The 18,279-nt window shown below is 61.6% G+C and carries 23 protein-coding genes; 13 read left to right on the top strand and 10 right to left on the bottom strand.

From position 1 onward, the window contains the following. The 5 genes from GA0061105_RS04330 to GA0061105_RS04310 form a co-directional block, all read left to right on the top strand. On the top strand, nt 1-480 hold a 480-nt coding region (locus tag GA0061105_RS04330), incomplete at its 5' end, for an ATP-binding cassette domain-containing protein (RefSeq protein ID WP_141130182.1). A gap of 15 nt (nt 481-495) precedes the next feature. Then, nucleotides 496-2,034 carry a GMC oxidoreductase gene (locus GA0061105_RS04325; RefSeq protein ID WP_092748227.1) on the top strand — a complete coding sequence of 513 codons (1,539 nt, stop codon included), beginning with the start codon at nt 496-498 and terminating at the stop codon, nt 2,032-2,034. A gap of 9 nt (nt 2,035-2,043) precedes the next feature. Further along, nucleotides 2,044-3,699 carry a GMC family oxidoreductase gene (locus GA0061105_RS04320; protein ID WP_092748225.1) on the top strand — a complete coding sequence of 552 codons (1,656 nt, stop codon included), beginning with the start codon at nt 2,044-2,046 and terminating at the stop codon, nt 3,697-3,699. 12 nt (nt 3,700-3,711) lie between these two features. Continuing rightward, nucleotides 3,712-4,881, top strand: a complete 1,170-nt coding sequence (locus GA0061105_RS04315) for a Gfo/Idh/MocA family protein (RefSeq protein WP_064696152.1) — start codon at nt 3,712-3,714, stop codon at nt 4,879-4,881. A 5-nt stretch (nt 4,882-4,886) separates the two neighbouring features. Further along, nucleotides 4,887-6,971, top strand: a complete 2,085-nt coding sequence (locus GA0061105_RS04310) for an FAD-dependent oxidoreductase (protein ID WP_092748223.1) — start codon at nt 4,887-4,889, stop codon at nt 6,969-6,971. 18 nt (nt 6,972-6,989) lie between these two features. Here the strand turns inward: GA0061105_RS04310 and GA0061105_RS04305 are convergent, their stop codons facing one another. From GA0061105_RS04305 to GA0061105_RS04285, 5 genes are all read right to left on the bottom strand, one after another. Further along, entirely contained in the window at nt 6,990-7,172 is a 183-nt protein-coding gene (locus GA0061105_RS04305) for a hypothetical protein (RefSeq protein ID WP_064696150.1), read from the bottom strand. A 5-nt stretch (nt 7,173-7,177) separates the two neighbouring features. Beyond that, the gene (locus GA0061105_RS04300) at nt 7,178-7,408 is read right to left on the bottom strand and encodes a hypothetical protein (protein ID WP_092748221.1); all 231 of its coding nucleotides are present in this window, start codon (nt 7,406-7,408) and stop codon (nt 7,178-7,180) included. A gap of 78 nt (nt 7,409-7,486) precedes the next feature. Next, nucleotides 7,487-8,278, bottom strand: coding sequence for an exodeoxyribonuclease III (xth, locus tag GA0061105_RS04295; protein WP_092748220.1), 792 nt, complete (start codon nt 8,276-8,278; stop codon nt 7,487-7,489). Nucleotides 8,279-8,331: 53 nt separating this feature from the next. Beyond that, nucleotides 8,332-8,733, bottom strand: a complete 402-nt coding sequence (locus GA0061105_RS04290; protein ID WP_064696147.1) for a GFA family protein — start codon at nt 8,731-8,733, stop codon at nt 8,332-8,334. 11 nt (nt 8,734-8,744) lie between these two features. Continuing rightward, entirely contained in the window at nt 8,745-9,242 is a 498-nt protein-coding gene (locus GA0061105_RS04285) for a hypothetical protein (RefSeq protein ID WP_064696146.1), read from the bottom strand. A gap of 309 nt (nt 9,243-9,551) precedes the next feature. Between GA0061105_RS04285 and GA0061105_RS04280 the strand changes: the two genes are divergently transcribed. Continuing rightward, complete coding sequence (locus GA0061105_RS04280; protein ID WP_064696145.1) at nt 9,552-10,043, top strand: hypothetical protein; 492 nt, start codon at nt 9,552-9,554, stop codon at nt 10,041-10,043. Between the two features lie 42 nt (nt 10,044-10,085). Here the strand turns inward: GA0061105_RS04280 and GA0061105_RS04275 are convergent, their stop codons facing one another. The 3 genes from GA0061105_RS04275 to GA0061105_RS32770 form a co-directional block, all read right to left on the bottom strand. Further along, nucleotides 10,086-10,709 (bottom strand): LuxR C-terminal-related transcriptional regulator, encoded by a 624-nt coding sequence (locus tag GA0061105_RS04275; RefSeq protein ID WP_064696144.1) that lies wholly within the window; start codon nt 10,707-10,709, stop codon nt 10,086-10,088. After that, nucleotides 10,706-12,100, bottom strand: a complete 1,395-nt coding sequence (locus GA0061105_RS04270) for a sensor histidine kinase (protein WP_064696143.1) — start codon at nt 12,098-12,100, stop codon at nt 10,706-10,708. The genes GA0061105_RS04275 and GA0061105_RS04270 overlap by 4 nt, the downstream gene beginning before the upstream one ends. Before the next feature lie 64 nt (nt 12,101-12,164). Further along, nucleotides 12,165-12,341, bottom strand: coding sequence for a hypothetical protein (locus GA0061105_RS32770; protein ID WP_167358516.1), 177 nt, complete (start codon nt 12,339-12,341; stop codon nt 12,165-12,167). 162 nt (nt 12,342-12,503) lie between these two features. Here GA0061105_RS32770 and GA0061105_RS04265 point away from each other — a divergent pair, with 162 nt between their 5' ends. Beyond that, on the top strand, nt 12,504-13,355 hold the full coding sequence (locus tag GA0061105_RS04265; protein ID WP_092748218.1) for a class I SAM-dependent methyltransferase: 852 nt from the start codon (nt 12,504-12,506) through the stop codon (nt 13,353-13,355). 4 nt (nt 13,356-13,359) lie between these two features. On the opposite strand, the gene GA0061105_RS04260 is transcribed toward GA0061105_RS04265, so the two are convergent. Continuing rightward, a complete protein-coding gene (locus tag GA0061105_RS04260) occupies nt 13,360-13,632 on the bottom strand; it encodes a hypothetical protein (protein ID WP_092748216.1) in 273 nt (90 codons plus the stop codon). Between the two features lie 193 nt (nt 13,633-13,825). Here GA0061105_RS04260 and GA0061105_RS04255 point away from each other — a divergent pair, with 193 nt between their 5' ends. The 6 genes from GA0061105_RS04255 (at nt 13,826) to GA0061105_RS04235 (ending at nt 17,588) form a co-directional block, all read left to right on the top strand. Next, entirely contained in the window at nt 13,826-14,224 is a 399-nt protein-coding gene (locus GA0061105_RS04255; RefSeq protein WP_064696140.1) for a DUF1236 domain-containing protein, read from the top strand. 111 nt (nt 14,225-14,335) lie between these two features. Further along, nucleotides 14,336-14,500 carry a hypothetical protein gene (locus tag GA0061105_RS32765; protein WP_167358515.1) on the top strand — a complete coding sequence of 55 codons (165 nt, stop codon included), beginning with the start codon at nt 14,336-14,338 and terminating at the stop codon, nt 14,498-14,500. Further along, a complete protein-coding gene (locus GA0061105_RS04250; protein ID WP_064696139.1) occupies nt 14,497-15,066 on the top strand; it encodes a BA14K family protein in 570 nt (189 codons plus the stop codon). The genes GA0061105_RS32765 and GA0061105_RS04250 overlap by 4 nt, the downstream gene beginning before the upstream one ends. 111 nt (nt 15,067-15,177) lie before the next feature. Further along, nucleotides 15,178-15,492 (top strand): hypothetical protein, encoded by a 315-nt coding sequence (locus GA0061105_RS04245; protein WP_064696138.1) that lies wholly within the window; start codon nt 15,178-15,180, stop codon nt 15,490-15,492. A gap of 118 nt (nt 15,493-15,610) precedes the next feature. Continuing rightward, the gene (locus GA0061105_RS04240; protein ID WP_092748214.1) at nt 15,611-16,495 is read left to right on the top strand and encodes a hypothetical protein; all 885 of its coding nucleotides are present in this window, start codon (nt 15,611-15,613) and stop codon (nt 16,493-16,495) included. Nucleotides 16,496-16,595: 100 nt separating this feature from the next. Further along, a complete protein-coding gene (locus tag GA0061105_RS04235) occupies nt 16,596-17,588 on the top strand; it encodes a L,D-transpeptidase family protein (RefSeq protein WP_092748212.1) in 993 nt (330 codons plus the stop codon). Between the two features lie 71 nt (nt 17,589-17,659). Here GA0061105_RS04235 and GA0061105_RS04230 read toward each other — a convergent pair whose 3' ends face one another. Next, complete coding sequence (locus tag GA0061105_RS04230; RefSeq protein ID WP_064696135.1) at nt 17,660-18,196, bottom strand: peroxiredoxin-like family protein; 537 nt, start codon at nt 18,194-18,196, stop codon at nt 17,660-17,662. Nucleotides 18,197-18,279: the final 83 nt, after the last annotated feature.

Here is an 18,279-nt window from a genome sequence, read left to right as displayed (position 1 = left end):
CAGCAGTTCGGCACGCCGGCCGAGATCTATAACAGCCCGGCCAATCTCTTCGTCGCCGACTTCATGGGATCGCCGGCGATGAACCTGCTCAACGCCACCGTCGAGGCCGGCGCCGCCGGCCTTGCCGTTACGCTCGAGCGGCCGAACGGGGCGCCGCTCAGACTGCCTGTCGTCTCCGGCAATCACGGCCTGTCCGCCTATGCCGGCAGGCCGGTGATCTTCGGCATCCGCCCCGAAGCCCTGACCGATCCCGATGGCGCCGACCGCAAGGCGCGCTCGCTGACCGAGGACGACTGCCTGATAGAGGTGGTCGAACCGGCCGGCTCCGACACCTTCGCCGTCACCAAGCTCGGCGGCAAATCCGTCGTCGCACGCTTGCGCGCCGATGCCGGCATCGCCCCCGGCCAGAACACACGCCTCGCCTTCAACCTCGACAAGGCGGTGTTCTTCGATCCTGACAGCCAGGCGCGGATCGCGTGATGGCCAGGTGTTGATATGAGCGGCTCACCAGACATCGTCATCATCGGCTCGGGCGTCGGCGGCGCCACCATCGCTGCCGGCCTGGCTGGATCAGGCGCGCGGATACTGGTCCTCGAAGCCGGAGATCATATCGCTGATCTTCCCGTCAATCGCGACCAGCGCGCCATCTTCCAGCGGGGACATTTCCGGCCGAAAGAAACCTGGTACGAGGCGAACGGTAAGGGTTTCAACCCCGGCAACTATTACAATGTGGGCGGCAATTCGAAATTCTACGGCGCCGTCCTGTCGCGCTATCGCAAGGAAGATTTCGACGTCATCGAACACCGGGAGGGCGTGTCGCCGGCCTGGCCCTTTGCCTACGAAGAGCTGGAGCCCTGGTATTCGAAGGCGGAGCGGATGTATCGGGTGCGCGGCAGCCTTGGCGAGGATCCGACCGAACCGCATCACTCGGTTGCCTACGAGTTCCCGCCGGTGCCCGACGAGGCGCCGATCGCCGACGTCAGGGCGCGCCTCAAGGCGACAGGCCTGCATCCTTTTTCGCTGCCGCTCGGCCTGGATCTGGATGCCTGGCTCTCAAAGGCGCGCACACCATGGGATGCGCATCCGAACGCATGCGACGGCAAGATGGATGCCGAGACCGCAGCGCTTGCGGTGGCGCTGAAGCACGAGAACGTGCGGCTCGAGACGAATGCCCGCGTGACGAGGCTCGAGACCGGGGCGGGGGATCGGATCGACCGGGTCATCTATGTCAGGAACGGTGAGACGCTGACGGTTTCGCCTGAGATTGTCATCCTTTCGGCAGGCGCCGTCCAGTCGTCGGTGCTTTTGCTGCGCTCGAAAAACGACCGCTTCCCGACGGGCCTGGCGAATTCCTCCGATCAGGTGGGCCGTAACTTCATGAACCACAATGCCTCCGCGGTCATCGGCGTTTCGCGACGGTTCCGGAACACCGCAATCTACCAGAAGACGTTTGCTTTCAACGACTTCTATCTTTCGGACGGGGAGGGAGGACCGCCGCTCGGCAACGTGCAACTCCTCGGCCGCATCTCCGAAAAGGTCCTCAAGGGCTCTCTGCCACAGGCTCCGGAATGGTTCCTGCGTTTCATCACGAGCCATGCCATCGACTTCTATGCGATGAGCGAGGACGTTCCCAATCCCGAAAGCCGCGTCATGGTCGATGGAGACAGGATCGTTCTCCAATGGCAACGAACCAACTGGGATGCGCATCTGGCGCTCGTCGCCAGGCTGAAGGCGATCCTGAAGTCGATCGGATTTCCGATCGTGCTGTCGAGACCCTTCGACAAGCGTACACCCTCCCATCAGTGCGGAACGATCCGCATCGGAAACGACCCCGCGACGGCGCCGCTCGATCCCTACTGCCGTTCCTTTGATCACGAGAACCTTTTCGTCGTCGACGCCGGATTCCTGCCGTCGTCGGCCGCGGTCAATCCCGCACTTACCGTCGCCAGCCAGGCGCTGAGGGTCGCGGATCACATCGCATCGAAGGACTTGCGGGCATCAGCACATCCATTGGCATCTGCCGGGCACAATTAGGACGGTAAAATGGCATTCGACTATATCATCACGGGCGCCGGTCCTGCGGGATGCGTATTGGCAAGCCGGCTGAGCGAAGATCCTGAGGTGCGCGTCCTCCTGCTTGAAGCAGGCGGCGGCGACTGGAATCCTCTTTTTCACATGCCGGCCGGCTTTGCCAAGATGACCAAGGGCGTGGCCAGCTGGGGATGGCAGACCGTTCCCCAGAAGCATATGAAAGGCCGTGTCCTTCGTTACACCCAGGCGAAGGTCATCGGTGGCGGCTCGTCTATCAACGCTCAGCTCTATACGCGCGGAAATGCGGCCGATTATGATCTCTGGGCCAGTGAAGACGGCTGCGAGGGCTGGGACTATCGCTCGATCCTGCCCTATTTCAAACGTGCCGAGGACAATCAGCGCTTCGCCGACGACTATCATGCCTATGGCGGTCCGCTGGGGGTCTCGATGCCGGCCGCGGCGTTGCCGATCTGTGATGCCTATATCCGCGCGGGGCAGGAGCTCGGCATTCCGTATAATCATGATTTCAATGGTCGCCAGCAGGCCGGCGTTGGATTTTATCAGCTGACGCAACGCAATCGCCGCAGATCGTCGGCTTCGCTCGCCTATCTCTCACCGATCAAAGACCGGAAGAACCTGACGGTCCGGACGGGCGCGCGCGTCGCGCGGATCATAGTCGAGGGAGCTCGTGCAACTGGCGTCGAGATCGCGTCCGCGCGCGGCCTGGAGATCGTGCGCGCTGAACGCGAAGTCCTGATTTCCTCCGGCGCGATCGGGTCGCCGAAGCTTCTTCTGCAGTCCGGCATCGGGCCGGTCGATCATCTCAAATCGGTGGGCGTCAAGGTGATCCACGATCTGCCTGGCGTCGGCGGCAACCTTCAGGATCACCTGGATCTGTTCGTCATCGCCGAATGCACCGGCGATCACACCTATGATGGAGTCGCGAAGTTCCACCGCACGCTTTGGGCCGGAGTTCAGTATGTCCTGTTCCGCACCGGTCCGGTCGCCTCCTCGCTCTTCGAGACCGGTGGCTTCTGGTACGCCGATCCCGAGGCACGGTCTCCCGACATCCAGTTCCACCTCGGTCTGGGATCGGGGATCGAAGCCGGCGTCGAGCGGCTGAAAAACGCGGGCGTGACGCTCAACTCTGCCTATCTGCATCCTCGCTCGCGGGGGACAGTGCGTCTCTCATCCGCCGATCCCGGTGCGGCTCCCTTGATCGATCCCAACTACTGGTCCGATCCGCACGACCGGAAGATGTCCCTGGAGGGTCTCAAGATCGCCCGCGAAATCATGCAGCAGGCGGCGCTGAAACCCTATGTCATGGCCGAACGGCTGCCGGGGCCGATGGTCATGACCGACGAGCAGCTTTTCGACTATGGCTGCGCCAATGCCAAGACCGACCATCATCCTGTGGGCACCTGCAAGATGGGAACGGGACCTGACGCGGTGGTCGGGTTGGATCTCAAGGTCCACGGCCTTGAAGGTCTGAGGGTCTGCGATTCCTCCGTCATGCCGCGCGTGCCGTCATGCAACACCAACGCGCCGACGATCATGGTCGGCGAAAAAGGCTCGGATCTCATCCGCGGCTTGCCGGCGCTGCCTTCGGCGATCTTCGCCTATGAACGCAATGATACCAGGCCTCGGGCTCGCGCCGAGATTGGCTAAGGAGTAACGACAATGTCTGAAGTGAGAGTTGCAGTGCTGGGCGCCTCGGGCTGGATGGGAAAGGTCCACACGATGGCCTATCAGACCTTTCCGCATTTCTTCGGCGTGTCGGACGGAACGGCGCGGATCGTGGCGCTTGTCGACAGCAACCCTGACGTAGCGCAGGACATCGGCAACAGGGCGCCCGGGGCCAGGATCTATCAGGATTGGAAGCTGGCGGTCGCCGATCAAGACGTCGATCTGATCGATATTTGTCTGCCCGATCATCTGCATTATCCGGTCGCGAAGGCAGCACTGCTGGCCGGCAAACACGTCTATTGCGAGAAGCCGCTGGCAAACACCGCCGATGAGGCGCGGGAACTGGCCGAGATCGCCAGAGAGAAGGGTGTCATTACCCGTGTCGGCCACGCCTTTCCCCGAAACCCCGTTCATGATCTGGCGAAGGAGATCATAGAATCCGGTGAAATCGGCGAGATCAAGCTGTTCCGCGGCTGCCAGCATGTCGATATGTATGGTGACCCCACAGCCCCCTTCATGTGGCGCGCCGACGGCAAGCTCGCGCCGACCGGGATCGTTGGCGACACCGGCTCGCACATCTTCAGCTTCATGGATTTCCTCGTTGGTCGCGTCAGCTCCCTGATCGCCGACAATCTCGTTGTCACCCCGCGCCGGCCGATCGTCGAGGGGCTGGCCTATGGCGACCGGGTGAAACTGGCGGGCAACGAGGCGTGGGCAGAGATTACCAATCCCGACGCGACGAACCTGCTGTGCCGGTTCGCAAACGGCGCCGGCGGGATCGTCGATTTCAGCCGCGTCGCCACCGGCCGCAAGTTCATGCAGACCTACGAGATTTATGGAACGAAAGGCAGCATCGCCTATACCTATGACGAGATAAACCGATTGCGTTTTTACTCCAACGACGACCGTACGGGGCGGCGTGGTTTCCGCGAGATCGATGTCGGTCCTGAGAATCCCACTTTCAGGGCCTTCCTTCCTCTCCCGAATTTCGGCATCGGCTACAATGAAAGCAAGATCATCGAGGTGGCCGAGGTGATCCGTTCGATCGTCGCCAACAGGCCGATGTGGCCGACGTTCGATACCGGCCACCACATCTGCCAGATCGTCGATGCGTGCATGGAGTCCTCCCGGCAGAAGCGCTGGGTCGACATTCCGCTAGGGTGACGGCGATGACGATCGATGTTCCGCAGGAAATTCTCGACGCCCTGACCGATGTCGACATGCCGCGTCTTCCAGCCGAAGCTGTCGCTTCGGAAAAGGTCTGGCTCGCCAGCATCGAGACGCCGATCTATCGGGCCGGTTGTGTCGTCGTCGGATCCGGCGCTGCGGGTCTGCGTGCTGCGGTGGAAATGAAGCGGCGCGGCGTAGATGCCGTCATCGTCAGCCAGAGCGCATGGGGCGGAACTTCGGCCTGCTCGGGCTCTGATAAGCAAACCCTTCACACCGCAAACACCGCCGATCAGGGCGACAATTATCGGGCGATGGCCCGCGCCATCCGCAGCGGCGGCGCCATGGACGAGGATACGGCCTATGTCGAGGCGGTGGGCTCATCGCGGATGATGGCGTCGCTGCAGTTCTTGGGGCTGCCGCTGCCCCAGGATCCACTTGGCGGAACGCTGAGATATCAGACCGATCATGACGAGGTCGGCCGCGCCACCAGCTGCGGCCCGCGTACGTCGCGCCTGATGGTCAAGGTGCTGGCGGAGGAGGCGATCCGGCTGGGGGTGCCCTTCTACAACCAGACCACCGCGGTCAAAATGCTCACCGAGGGTGAGGGGGCTGAGCGTCACGTCGCCGGCATGCTCGTCATGCGCGCCGGCGACCGTACAGAGGAGAACCCACTCGGCATCGCCTTGTTCGTGAGTGACGTGATCGTGCTCGCCGCCGGCGGCCCGGGCGAACTCTATCGCGACAGCGTTTATCCGAACGGCTGCTTCGGCTCCCTCGGACTGGCGCTCGAGGCAGGCCTTGAGCTGGTCAACTTGACCGAAAGCCAATTCGGCATCGGAACGCGCAGGGAGGGATTCCCATGGAATCTGTCCGGCACCTACGTCCAGGCGATACCGCATATCTATTCGGTCGACGGCGAAGGCGCCGAACACCATTTCCTGGCGGAATATTATCGAAGCACCCAGGAGTTGGCGTCAAACATCTTCCGCAAGGGCTACCAGTGGCCATTCCACGCGACCCGCATGCTCGATTTCGGTTCAAGCCTGGTCGACCTCGCCATTTACCGTGAGACTGTGGCGGGCCGGCGCGTCTTCATGGACTTCAATCGCAATCCTCTGCCCGTTCCCGGCGACCTGCCATTCGACTTGGAGAGGCTGGACGAGGACGTTCGTCTCTATCTCGGCAAGGCTGGCGCCGGTCAGGAAACCCCGATCGATCGATTGAAGCATATGAACCCGCTCGCGATCGAGCTCTATCGCCGCTACAAGATCGATATTGCCGAGGAGCCGCTGGAGTTCGCGGTCAACAACCAGCACATGAACGGTGGCATCATGGTCGACACCTGGGGCCGGACCAATCTTGGCGGCTGCTACGCGGTCGGCGAAGCGGCAGGCACCCATGGGGTAACAAGGCCCGGTGGAGCGGCGCTGAATGCTGGACAGGTCTTCGGTACCAGGGTGGCCGAACACATCGGTGGCGGCGGCGGGGCGAAGCGGGCTGCCGCGGGAGGTGTGCCGGCGGCCGCCGAGGCGGGCATCGCCAATCTCCTTTCGGCCCTGCGGACCGAAAGCTCGCTCACTGTCAAAGCGGTCCGCTCTGCGGTGCAGGCACGCATGAGCGAGAAGGCGGGTATCATTTGCGATCAGGGGAGCGTCCGCCAGGCGTTGATAGAGGCGCGGGAGTTGAATATGCAAATTCGCGCCAACGGCCTCGCCTATGGTCGCGCCGCCGAAGCGGTCCGAGCCGTGCAATGGCGGCACATGGCGCTCGCCTCGGAAGCGGTGCTGAGCGCGCTGGACTTCTTCATCGGCCAGGGCGGCGGCAGTCGGGGAGCACGCGCGATCTGCGATCCGAGCGGAGAACTCCTTCCGCTTGCGAGCGCCGGTCCGCTACAGGCCTATCGTTTCCGCAAGGAAAGCGACGCGCATCGCGAGGAGCAGATCGTCATTCGGCTCGAGGGCGATGAGATCAGGCTCTCAACCCGTCCGAACCGCAATCTGGATGAAAGCGCCAGATCCTTTTTCGAGCGGGACTGGCCCGCCTGGTTGACGGGCTGCATCTATGATCGGGGCGGCGGCGAATGAGGCGTTGCTATAATCGCTTCAATCGGGATTTGCGACCGGTGGCGGAACCCGGATGCGTTCCGTATCGTCAGAGCCTTCGGCGACGGCTTCCTCGCTTTTGCGCACATGCCGCGGCGGATCTTTCCCTTCGACCGGCTTCGGCGACAATTGGTCGTCAGCCTGTATCTCGTCGGTATTGAGATAGTTCTTGCTCTCGCCCATGACGATCACTTCCGGTTGGAGAATTGCGGGGCAGGAATGCGACCCTTCTGATCGGCGCGGCCAGTCTCAGGGTTGGAGCCGGGAACGCCGTCGCCCGCCTTGCGGCTGCTGCCCATTCTGACGGTTGGCTTGCGCTGGTCGTCGGCATTTGCCTCGGGCAGCTCATCGTCCTGGGTGTCTTCGTTCAACGATTTCGGCGGAAGCTTAGTGGAATCGGAAATGGGTTTCGTGCGCATCGTACGATCTCCTTTGCAGAGCTAACTCCAGCTGGCAGCGCAGGTTCCGCGTTATTCCGCAATCGGTGGCATTGCCGTTCACACGGCTTCGGCTGCGGGAATATCGAGGTCGATCTGGACGGGTGCGTGGTCGCTTGTATGCTCCCAGCTCCGCGGCTTGCGCCGGACGCTCGCCGATCGAAGCCATGGCGCCACGGTTGGGCTGAGCAGAAAATGGTCGATCCGAAGCCCGGCGTCGCGCTCGAAACTGTTCCGCCAGTATTTCCAGAAGGTGTAAACGCGCTCGTTTGGATGCAGATGTCTGATGGCATCCGTCCAGCCCTGGGAGACGAGCTGGGCGTAGGCTGTGCGGACTTCGGGCCTGAAGAGCGCATCGTCTCGCCAGCGTTCCGGCTTGTAGACGTCGATCTCTGTCGGCATGACGTTGAAATCGCCGGCGAGAATGCAAGGCACCTCGATCTCCAGCAGTTCTGCGGCATAGGCGTGCAGGCGACGGAACCAGCGGAGCTTGTATTCGAACTTGGCACTGGGAAACGGATTGCCGTTCGGCAGATACAGGCATCCGATCAGCATGCCGTCGATGACGGCTTCGATATATCGGCTGTGGGTGTCGTCAGGATCTCCGGGAAGACCGCGCCGCGTCAGGATCGGTGTCTTGTCCTTTGCCAGGATGGCGACCCCGTTCCAGGATCTCTGTCCATGCCAGACGGCGCCGTAGCCGGCCCGTTCGAGCTCTTTTCGCGGAAACCTGGCGTCGCCGGTTTTCAGTTCCTGAAGGCAGGCCACATCGGGGGTATCCTCCTTCAGCCAGCGCAGGAGGATGTTCAGCCGCCCGTTGATCCCGTTGACATTGTAGGTAGCGATTTTCATGAGACCTCATGTCCGGGCGGTATCGGCAATCATCGAGCTTTGCGCAACATGCTTTAGAAGCGCTCCTGAGTTTCCTCCTCCGATAGTCCGCGCCCGCAGTCGGCCCAGTCAAGACGGCTCTCCACGCCGTAGTGACCTGCCGGCCGAATCCGCTCGGGATGATCGAGCGAGCCGACCGTCACCCGGATCAGTTCGTCGTCGTCGTATTGAAGAAAGAGCGGCGTTCCGCAACTTCCGCAAAAGCCGCGAGTCGCGATCGGCGAGGATCGGTAAACGGCCGGGAACCCCTTCGTCCAGACGAGATCCTCAGCCCTGGCCTGGACGAGAACTGCGAAAGGACCTCCGGTTGCCTTCTTGCACATGTCGCAATGGCAATATCCAGAATGCGGCGGATCGCCGGCGAATTCGTATCGGCAGGATCCGCACAGGCAGCCGCCGGTCCATTCGTTCGCCATGGCGGGCATTCTCAACGCGTCGCGCCGTAGACGAAGGCGATCCCGGCGACGATCGCTGCAGCTGTCAGCGGCTGCCGTCGTATCCGGTCCTCCAGGTCCTGGACGAAACTCTTCGCTTCCGCCTTTGCCAGGCGGGCCGTTCCGGACGCCAGCTCCGAGGCGGACTCGGCCATCCGGCCGGCTTCCTTCTGAAGCGCGCGAAGCTCCTCGCGGTCGGCGTCGAACCGGTCCGAGGCGCGCGCGGTTTGCCCTGTCGATCGCAGGGCTTGGTCGACCAGCGGATAGTTCTGGTCAAGCGCGGTCGGATCGGGCTCCCGCTTGACGCGCTCAGCCGCCTCGACGTCGCTGCGGCCGGCTGGGATCGAGGTATGGGTGGCCGAGACAGGATCGGACGCCGGAAACGTGTCTTCGATCGCCTTGTCGAGGTCGCCCTTCCGGGCCCGTTTTCGCTGCTCGGCCTGCTCTTTTTGCATGGACTGGACGGCGGGTGATTCGTTCGGGTTTGGCATCGGGGTTTCCTCTGTTGCACTTTGGTAATCAAAGTGATGACAAAGAAAGAAGTTCCAGAAAAATGCGTCCACGCCTGGTGCCGCAACGCCTCGGTGAGAAAGTCGACAATACAGACGCCAAGGCATGGTTTGCGATGACAGAGCTCCTTTTCTCTCTCGGCGGATCCCTTGGCAATCTGGCAGGCAGGACCAAAGTCCCGCCTTTTCTTAGTACCTAGGTCCGGTTGCAATTACTCTGCAGAACAGCGAAAATTCCTATGCGTCCAACAAACGCAGGAACGGCGAAGAACGGATGAATGAGGCAGTGGCATGACTCTCTCGAAACGGGATTTTCTAAGGCTGGGCGGCAGCGCGGCCGTCGCTCTCGTGGCTGCCGCATCACCTGTGACGATCAATCTCGATGGCTCTCTTCGCGTTCTGACGGTGAAACACGCACAGGCAAAAGACGGCAATAACGGAAACGGGGGCGGCAACAGCGGCGGCGGCGGCAACAGCGGCGGCGGCGGTAACAGCGGCGGCAATAGCGGCGGCAACAGCAATGGCGGAGGCAACGGGGGCGGAAACGGCAATAGTGGCTCCGGCAACAGCGCCGGTCGAAACAGCAATGCTGCCGCATCGTCGGCAGCGGGAGCGAGAGCGACCGAAGGTTCCGATGGGTCGATCAACGTTCGCCACGCGAACGGCATCACCGAAAGCCTGCGCAGCGGCCGCTATGTCATGAAGGACTCGAAAGGTCGGACGATCATAAGCCGGCAGGCGACGGCCGGCGATGCAAGCCGGCTGAGCCGTTTCCTCCGCTAAGCGGGATGCGGAATGCTGGCGCGTGGGCAGGTCGACCCGGCGCTACCGCCGTTCGCGCCATTGCAGGGCCGCTTCGGTCCTATTCGAGGCGCCGAGCTTGCTCAGGATCTGGGTCATATGGTGCTTTACGGTTTTTTCCTGCAGGTTGAGGCGCAGGCCGATATGCTTGTTTGACAGACCTTGGGCGACGAGATCCATCACCTCGCGCTCCCTTGGGGTCAGGCTGTTCTTGTCGGAGTTTCCGTTTTGCAGCGAATTTTCCATCGCCTTCGCCGACATCGTCGGCGAGACATACCGCGATCCGCTGAGGACGGTTTGTATTGCTTCGGCGAGACCACGGGAGCCGACACCTTTGAGGACGTAGCCCATCGCCCCCCGTTGCAGGGCGCCCAGCAGTGTGTCCACCTCTTCGGATACCGTCAACATCAGCACTTTCGTCGTCGGGCTCAGCGCCAGGACGTCGCCGATCGCAGCCAATCCGCCGCCCGGCATTGAGACATCGAGGAGCATGACGTCGGGGCGGCTGTTCGATGCGATCATGGCGGCGTCTTCACTGCTGGCCCCCTCGCCAATGACCACGAAATCGCTGATCTCCGACAAGCTGCGCGTAACGCCCTCGCGAAAAAGCGGGTGGTCGTCCACGACGCCGACGGTGATTGGTGTCATCTCTCGTCTCCAACTTCCATAGGCTCGAAGGTCATCGTTACCGTTGTTCCTCCTTCGCCTGTCATAATATCGAAGGATCCCCCGAGGCTGTCGATACGTTCACGAAGCCCAACCAGGCCGAGGTTTGTCGGTCTCACCTCGGTCGGGTCGAAACCATTGCCGCGATCACTGACCTCGACACAAACATGACCATTGTGCGACACCGCTCTTACGGTCTGCTGAACGCCGCCGCCGTGGCGATAGGCATTGTTCAAGGCTTCCTGAATGAAGCGATAGATACAGATCTTTACGGCAGTAGCGAGCTCGGGTCCATCCTCGTCGATCATGGTTTCGACAAGTGTTCCGGTCTTGTGCCGATGCGCTTCGACTACCCGCAGTACGATCTCGGTGATCGAAGACTTTTCGATCTGCGGGAGCACCAGGCCGCTGCAGATATTGCGGATCTCCGCCATGGCCTCGGCGAGACTCGAGCGTATCCAGGCAAGTTCCTTTTCGCGCGCTTCAGGCTCGGTGGACGCATTGATCAGCAGGTCGCTGTCCAGTCGCAGTGAGGCATAGGCGATGTGCTGCGCCGGACCGTCGTGCAGATCGGCGCCGATGCTGCGCAGATATGTTTCGTTCAGCGCCGCCACGCGCTGCGAGGCGCGCTGCAGCCGCCGCTGGAGCCCGCGGTTTTCGGCCAGCAACGCGGATAATTCCTTGACCCGCTCTTTTAGATCCTTGCGCTGCGCCTCGATCGTGCGGCTGCCTCGAAACACGAGAGCGGAGAGAACGAGGAAAAAGAGCCCCGTGAGAGCGGCGACCGCGCCCCAGCTCCGCAGCCTGGCGTGCGCCAGACTGTCCGCCAGCCCTTCCGCACTCTCGTAGAATTCGAGGACGGCGACGGCTTGGCCGGACCACGGCTGCAGAACCGGATTGTAGATTTCCATCAGCGGCCTGCCGAGCGCGCGCTCGGCGCCGCTTTCCGGGTCGCCGGGTCGCTCGTAGCGCGCGACGAGCGAGCCGGCGAATGCCTTCTGCAGCTTGTCGCTAACGGGAAACTTCTGCCCCACCAGCGCCTTTTCGTTAGAATAGAGAATGGTGCCGTCGTTTCGCCACAGCTTGAACGAGACAAGGCGCCTGCCAAGCGCCCCCTGGCCGAGCGTCTCGTCGAGAGCCTGCGCACTGCCTTCGTCCAGCAGCGACGCGGTTTGCATGTCAGGGAGCAGCGGCGCAACCACGCTGTCGACGTAAAGCGCCGTCGCCGCGCCGGAATTATGGATGACGGCTTCCTCGATGAGATGGGTAACGAGAATGCCCACCAGAAACATGACGGCGATCGACACCAGGCCACCCGCGATGAAAAATTGGGAGGCGAGTGAGCGGGCATTCCAGCGGCGAAGCCATTTCATATTGATACCGACGACAGACTTTGCCGACTAACCTACAACGTCTTTAGAGTTTTTCCAGACAGTATCAGGGTAGATTCCTGGTATCGAAGACCTCGGCGCCTCTGATGCTCTCGGTCAACCGGAGATTATCACCTGACATGGCTGCGCCGAAGACATAGAGGAGGCCGGCCAGAACGATAACAAGGGCGACGACGGAGGCGTTCCACGCGTCGTTAACATGGGATCTGTTCCTCTGGGGCATCTGCGAATCTCCTTCCGTTTCCTTCAAACGACACGGTCAGGCGCCCGTTCCACGCCGGGGACTTCGGTCGAAGAGGTTTGGGACCAAGGTCCCACACCCGTGGACAGAAGCGGATTCAGCCATATTTCAAGTACGGTGTGGTTGGTTTTTGGGAGACTTGTCGTGACAGTTTCTGCGAACATGGAAGCCGGCGCAGGCGCCGCATTTCCCACGTCTCCCCCTGCATTCGGGGCAGGCGTCGCGGACCTTTACCAAACCCTTCTCGTGCCGATTCTCTTCGAACCCTATGCATCGGAGATGGCAAGCGTCGCCGAACTGTCAAAACCGGTCAGCGTGCTCGAGGTCGCGGCCGGGACCGGCGCCTTGACTCGCGCTCTGCGCGCGAGGCTCGATCCGGCGGCGGAGATCGTTGCCACTGATCTCAGCCAGGCGATGATCGATGTCGGCGCACCATCTCTGACGATGTCGCGAACGCACTGGATGCACGCGGATGCGCAGGATCTGCCGTTCGCCCACTTGATGTTCGATTTCGTGGTTTGCCAGTTCGGCGTCATGTTCTTTCCGGATAAGCCGAAGGCTTACGGCGAGGCGAAAAGAGTGTTGCGGAGCGGAGGCAGGTTCCTGTTTTCGACGTGGGATTCGCTTGCTGCCAACGACTTCGCACGATGTGTGGACGAATGTCTGGCAGGCATATTCCCATCGGATCCTCCAGATTTCCTCAGGCGCCTGCCATATTCTTATTTCGACCCAGGCTCGATCAAGGCTGAAGTGTCATCGGCGGGCTTCGAGGCGGTTTCCTGCGAACGGCTCGAACTGACCTCCGCCGCGGCCACAGCACAGGATGTGGCTTCAGCCTTCTGCCGTGGAACGCCGCTCAGCGGAGAAATCGAATTGCGGGCGCCGGAGCGCATGTCGGAGATCGTTGACGAAGTGGCCGAGCGGGTGGCGTCGCGCCACGGTGCCCGTCCTTGCGGCAGCATGAGCGCCTTGATTGTCGCTGGCCGTGCGCCTTAAACTTCTAAGGGAGCAGGCAGTAGTCTGGGTAAGGAGCTTCGTGCATCGCGCGGATGACGTGCTGTTCGATCTCGACACAGGTCTCCTCATATTCCCGCACCAGCGTCTGATTGAACCGTCGCCTTCGAAGTCGATCGCGCGCTTCGACCGCCATCTGATAGGCCTCGAAAAGCTCGAGCTGCCACGGGTCGCGCACCTCCATGATCAGCGCCCGCATTTGCGGAAGACGCATCGCGAGGCGCCTGCGTCCAGCTTCTCGGCGGTTGGATCGTATCATCTCCCTCGGTCTCCTGCCCACACCCCGCAAATGGCGGCCCTTCGATCCGAGAATAGCGCCGCCAACGAATATTGACTTCCAGACCAAGGGCCAGGATCCCTCAGACCGAGGTCCGAGGCGTGGAACGACCTCGTTGCCAGCAAGTTGGTTTGGCAGCGGCAAGCAGGCCGCATTAAAAAGCAAGGAGGAAAAGATGCTCTTCAAGCTTATTGCAGGCGCGGCAACTGCCATGACCCTGATGTCAGGTGTCGCATTCGCCCAATCCTCGACCGTCAATGGTGCGGCCGGTGGCGCAATCACCGGAGCCATCGTCGGCGGCCCGGCCGGCGCTGCTATCGGTGGTGTTGCCGGCGCAGTCGTCGGTACGGCGATCGATCCGCCCCCGGAAAAGGTCGTCACCTATGTCCGCGAGGCCCCGGCTCCGTCGGCACGCGTGGTCGTGAAGGAAAAGGTGGTCGTCGGACAGGCCCTGCCGGAAACCGTCGTCGTGACGCCTGTTCCGGAAGATCCGACATATGCTTATGCGGTGGTCAATGACGAGCGTGTCATTGTCGAACCCTCGTCTCGCAAGGTGATCCAGGTTATCAAGTGACCTGATCGCTCACGTGGCTCCGCCGCGTCTTCCCATCGCACATCATCTTTCAGATCAGCCGCACGACGGACGGCAGCGTCGTCGTGCGGCTGGGGTCGAGGAGAGGGAAACATGATCTATTCCGAAAAGAAATCCTCCGGTCTCGCGGTGCCGCTAATCGCCATCGTGCTCGCAATCGCCGGTATCCTCGCCGTGCTTGTCGCCACCGGCGGCCACAGTAGCGCCGGCGCGCGCGTCTGGGTTCCCCAGGCACAACAGCAGGAGGCGGGCCAATGACCGCGATTGCAACCGTCGCCTTCGGCATCGTCAGCTCGGTTGGCGCCTGTATGGCCGCGGCATCCATTGCGTCGCACGTCATGGCGGATTACCGACCCCACGCTTTCACCGACCTTGCCGGGCCCGATCTATGGACGACGAGACCGGTGAAGATCGATCCTCGGCAGCAGCAATATGAACGAATTCCGCCCGTCTATTCCAGCTATGTTACGGCGGCGCCGGCGACCGTAGTGTCGCAACCCGCTCGTCCATCGAAAGAACTGCAGACACCGCAGCGAAAATTCGCCGCCGAGCACCTTGCCTGGTGCGCCAAGCGTTACCGCTCCTTCGATCCCGCGACCAACAGCTACCGATCCTATAGTGGTGAGACCCGCGAATGCTCTTCGCCGTTTCAGCAGACCATTGCCGAAGGCCATGAACCCGGCAGCATGAATGTGAATGCGCAGGCGGCAGCCCGATGCGCCGCCCGCTACAGATCGTATCGACCGGAAGACAACACATATCAGCCATGGGAAGGACCGCGGCGTAGCTGCAACATGTCGAATCTGGTCGCAACAAGCAATTAACCATGGCTCGGCAAGGTACGAAACGGGACCGAGCGCGCGAGCCAGACTAAAGTCCGTGTTGTAATCGCACCGGTTGTGATATCCGGTTGCATTTGAGGGCGGAGAGCGGGGATGGCGACGACGCTGATAGCAGAAATCCACCGGGCGCAGACAAGGCTTCCGTTCTTGAGTAAGGCGGAGCGGGGAGCCCTCATCGTTCGGATCCTTCGCGAGTTGAAGTCGCTTCGTAAGGATGTGCTCGGAAATGTGCCGGCCGATCGCTGCGTTTGGATTGACAAGCTCATCGCCTCGGTGGCTTCGACGGTTTCGGAGATCGTCAAGATGCCGGACGCCGAATTCAACCGTATCCTGAACGAGTTCGAAAAGCTCATGGCGACGCTCCATGCCATTTCGCACCCGGAGAAGCCGTCGAAGACGGTCCACTAGTTCGGCCTCCGAAGCGGCGCCGGATTGCGGCGGCTGGGCGCGGTGATACCCCCAATAGGACCTGTACGGCGGGCCGCCGCGTCGGAAAACCATTCCGGCGCAGAAGCGTTCTTCCCTTATGACAGAAACAAAATCTCCTGCTGACCAAGGCGAGGTGCCGCCCGGTGACGATGGGCCGAAGCCCGGGGCGGAGGTTTCCTTCCCTTACGACAGGATGACCGTCGACCAATTCCGAAGGCACTTCCCTCGCGCCCGCTGGAACGACGTCCGAAAAGCCTGGTTCGTTCCCGGACGAACGGCGTCCCGCCGCATTGGACGATGGCTTGCCGAACTTGAAGCCGAAGCCGATGCGCATGCGGATGCGAAGGGGCGCGATGCCTTCGCCTTCGACCCGATCGACAGTCCATATCTGGAACTCGGCAAGGCAGGCTTCCGAATCCGCACCCCATATTCGAAGACCGTCGTCGACGAGCTTCGCGAGGTGCCGTTCTCGCGATGGGACGGCGACCTTCGAATATGGCACGTGCCCTTCCGGTCCTATGAGGAACTGAGACGCAGATGGCCGGACATCGAAGCGGCGGCGCGAAGGAACGAACCGGAGGAGAGACGACGGCGTGCCGAGGAGCGGAAAGGAACTGCACAGGAGATGCGCAGCAGGCTCCGCTCCGCGGAACGAAAGCGCCGCCGCTACCCGCTTCCGGCCGATGACTTGCCGCCGATCGGACGTCCGGTGGCCACCTCGTATGGGATCGTTGTCTTTACCTATGTCACCGGCGAACTGGTCGATCCGGGTCTTGTCGCGGATTTTTATCCAGGCGTCACGGAGGATTGTCTCTGGGGCTACTGGCGGGTGCCGACATTCGACGAACTCGTCCGCACGTGGCCAGCGAAAACGTCTACCCCCAGCGATTCCAAATGGTGGCAGCCGACGATCGAAGAACTGAGGCCCGCCCGCCGTGCGGCAAGATCACGAGAAGCCAGGAAGCACGCGACGATGCCGTGAGCCCAGCCTGCCGCTGCTCTAGCGAACCTGCCGCAGAAGCTGTGCTGACGATGCCGGGGTCGGTGTGGGAACAAATTCCCACTTCGGCCATTTGTCGTCCATGAAAACAGCCCTGCCGATGTCGCTGCTCGCTCTGGCCCTCTCCGTTGGCGGCGCCCCCGCGCGGGAGCTCAGACCCGAGATCATCAATGCCGCTTCGATTGCCGACATCGCGAAGGAAAAGCCGTCGCCGGCAGATCCAGACCCGGCGATCGTCCGCCTTCAGGTCCTGCTTGACCGTGCCGGCTCATCTCCTGGCGTGATTGACGGCCTCGCCGGCGAGAACGTCAACAAGGCGGTTGCCGGCTTCGAGGCGATGAACAAGCTCCCCGTCGATGGCAGGCCGGATCCGGATGTCGCCTCCCGCCTGGAAGACAATTCGCCGATCGTCGAGACCTATGTCGTATCGCCGGAGGACGCCACGGGCCTCGTCGCCAGGATTCCCGAGGATTACGGCGAGAAGGCAAAGATGCAGAGCCTCGGCTATACCAGTGTTGCCGAGAAGCTGTCCGAGCGCTTCCACATGCATATCGATCTCCTGAACGCGCTCAATCCGGGCTCGCAGTTCATGCCCGGCGACAAGGTGTGGGTCGTCAATCCCGGGCCGCCGAGAGAAGGCAAGGTCAAGAGCATCGAGGCTGACAAGAAGACAGGGCAGGTGCTGGCCTATGGTGAAGATGGATCGCTGCTTGCCGTCTATCCCGCGACGATCGGAAGCGATGACAATCCGGCGCCCTCAGGAAAGCATAAGGTCAAAGGCGTCGCGAGAATGCCGGTCTACAGATACGATCCGAAGCGCAACTTCAAGCAGGGAAAGAATGACAAGGTCTTGACGATTCCCAAGGGACCGAATGGTCCGGTCGGCAGCGTCTGGATCGACCTGACCGAGCCGACTTATGGTATCCACGGGACGCCGGAGCCGAACCTCATCGACAAGGTAGGCTCGCATGGTTGCGTGCGGCTGACGAATTGGGACGCAGAAGAGCTGGCCGGCATGGTCAAGCCGGGCGTGCTGGTCGAATTCGTCAATCGCAGTCCGGCCGCGCCGAAGTGAAGCGCAGGATCTGACGATCACTTGAACAAGGCGGTGGCAACAGCCTTCCGGCGCGTCGCGACCAGGCGGCGTTAAACCCCTCCCGTATATTCACCTCTTGCCGGGTAGTCATTTTTGACCACGAAATCCAACGCCTGCACCATCTCGGCGAAATTCGGCCGCGCAAACGGCATGGATTGCACAGAGAGCCAATAGACCGTCCGATCCGGCCTGACTAAGAACGCGCCCGGCTCTGAGAAGAGTTCGGGTTCCTCGATGCCAATCGACGTCTTTCCGCGCGAAGCGGAAATATAAAGACCCCATTGCCGGGCTACGCTCAAGGACAGGCCATAACCGATACGCAGGTGTTCCGCACCGATCTTGTTCGCCATCTGCCTGGCGCGGTCTTCCCCGTCAGAGCTTATAGCGATTGTGCTCACCCCGCGCTCTCTGAAGGCGGGCGTCATCCGTTCCAACTCTTTAAGGTAGTTTGCGCAGACGGGGCAGTGGAGCCCGCGGTAGAAGCACACGAGCGTCATGAGTGATGGGTATTCGCTCGTAAGATCGAACTCGCCATGCTGAATGGTCTTAATGGCCAAACTGGGGGCTAGCGTTCTCGGGACCAACATCGATCAACTCCTTTCGTCAAACGTCAGACGCCGTGTTGACGTCAAGGCCTCACCATTCCATAATTTAGATCATCAAGAGTCCG

Origin of the sequence: Rhizobium aethiopicum, from assembly GCF_900094625.1 — a bacterium.
Lineage (GTDB): Bacteria > Pseudomonadota > Alphaproteobacteria > Rhizobiales > Rhizobiaceae > Rhizobium > Rhizobium aethiopicum.
This window is presented reverse-complemented; position numbering and strand designations above follow the sequence as displayed.

Excerpts from the sequence above, each read along its gene's own strand:
- GA0061105_RS04240 (WP_092748214.1), top strand. The coding sequence starts at position 15,611 with ATGACAGAAACAAAATCTCCTGCTGACCAAGGCGAGGTGCCGCCCGGT.
- GA0061105_RS04255 (WP_064696140.1), top strand. The coding sequence starts at position 13,826 with ATGCTCTTCAAGCTTATTGCAGGCGCGGCAACTGCCATGACCCTGATG.
- GA0061105_RS04325 (WP_092748227.1), top strand. The coding sequence starts at position 496 with ATGAGCGGCTCACCAGACATCGTCATCATCGGCTCGGGCGTCGGCGGC.
- GA0061105_RS04275 (WP_064696144.1), bottom strand. The coding sequence starts at position 10,709 with ATGACACCAATCACCGTCGGCGTCGTGGACGACCACCCGCTTTTTCGC.
- GA0061105_RS04320 (WP_092748225.1), top strand. The coding sequence starts at position 2,044 with ATGGCATTCGACTATATCATCACGGGCGCCGGTCCTGCGGGATGCGTA.
- GA0061105_RS04285 (WP_064696146.1), bottom strand. The coding sequence starts at position 9,242 with ATGCCAAACCCGAACGAATCACCCGCCGTCCAGTCCATGCAAAAAGAG.
- GA0061105_RS04245 (WP_064696138.1), top strand. The coding sequence starts at position 15,178 with ATGGCGACGACGCTGATAGCAGAAATCCACCGGGCGCAGACAAGGCTT.
- GA0061105_RS04250 (WP_064696139.1), top strand. The coding sequence starts at position 14,497 with ATGACCGCGATTGCAACCGTCGCCTTCGGCATCGTCAGCTCGGTTGGC.
- xth (WP_092748220.1), bottom strand. The coding sequence starts at position 8,278 with ATGAAAATCGCTACCTACAATGTCAACGGGATCAACGGGCGGCTGAAC.
- GA0061105_RS04230 (WP_064696135.1), bottom strand. The coding sequence starts at position 18,196 with ATGTTGGTCCCGAGAACGCTAGCCCCCAGTTTGGCCATTAAGACCATT.
- GA0061105_RS04280 (WP_064696145.1), top strand. The coding sequence starts at position 9,552 with ATGACTCTCTCGAAACGGGATTTTCTAAGGCTGGGCGGCAGCGCGGCC.
- GA0061105_RS32765 (WP_167358515.1), top strand. The coding sequence starts at position 14,336 with ATGATCTATTCCGAAAAGAAATCCTCCGGTCTCGCGGTGCCGCTAATC.
- GA0061105_RS04270 (WP_064696143.1), bottom strand. The coding sequence starts at position 12,100 with ATGAAATGGCTTCGCCGCTGGAATGCCCGCTCACTCGCCTCCCAATTT.
- GA0061105_RS04305 (WP_064696150.1), bottom strand. The coding sequence starts at position 7,172 with ATGGGCGAGAGCAAGAACTATCTCAATACCGACGAGATACAGGCTGAC.
- GA0061105_RS04310 (WP_092748223.1), top strand. The coding sequence starts at position 4,887 with ATGACGATCGATGTTCCGCAGGAAATTCTCGACGCCCTGACCGATGTC.
- GA0061105_RS04315 (WP_064696152.1), top strand. The coding sequence starts at position 3,712 with ATGTCTGAAGTGAGAGTTGCAGTGCTGGGCGCCTCGGGCTGGATGGGA.
- GA0061105_RS32770 (WP_167358516.1), bottom strand. The coding sequence starts at position 12,341 with ATGCCCCAGAGGAACAGATCCCATGTTAACGACGCGTGGAACGCCTCC.
- GA0061105_RS04260 (WP_092748216.1), bottom strand. The coding sequence starts at position 13,632 with ATGATACGATCCAACCGCCGAGAAGCTGGACGCAGGCGCCTCGCGATG.
- GA0061105_RS04290 (WP_064696147.1), bottom strand. The coding sequence starts at position 8,733 with ATGGCGAACGAATGGACCGGCGGCTGCCTGTGCGGATCCTGCCGATAC.
- GA0061105_RS04235 (WP_092748212.1), top strand. The coding sequence starts at position 16,596 with ATGAAAACAGCCCTGCCGATGTCGCTGCTCGCTCTGGCCCTCTCCGTT.
- GA0061105_RS04300 (WP_092748221.1), bottom strand. The coding sequence starts at position 7,408 with ATGCGCACGAAACCCATTTCCGATTCCACTAAGCTTCCGCCGAAATCG.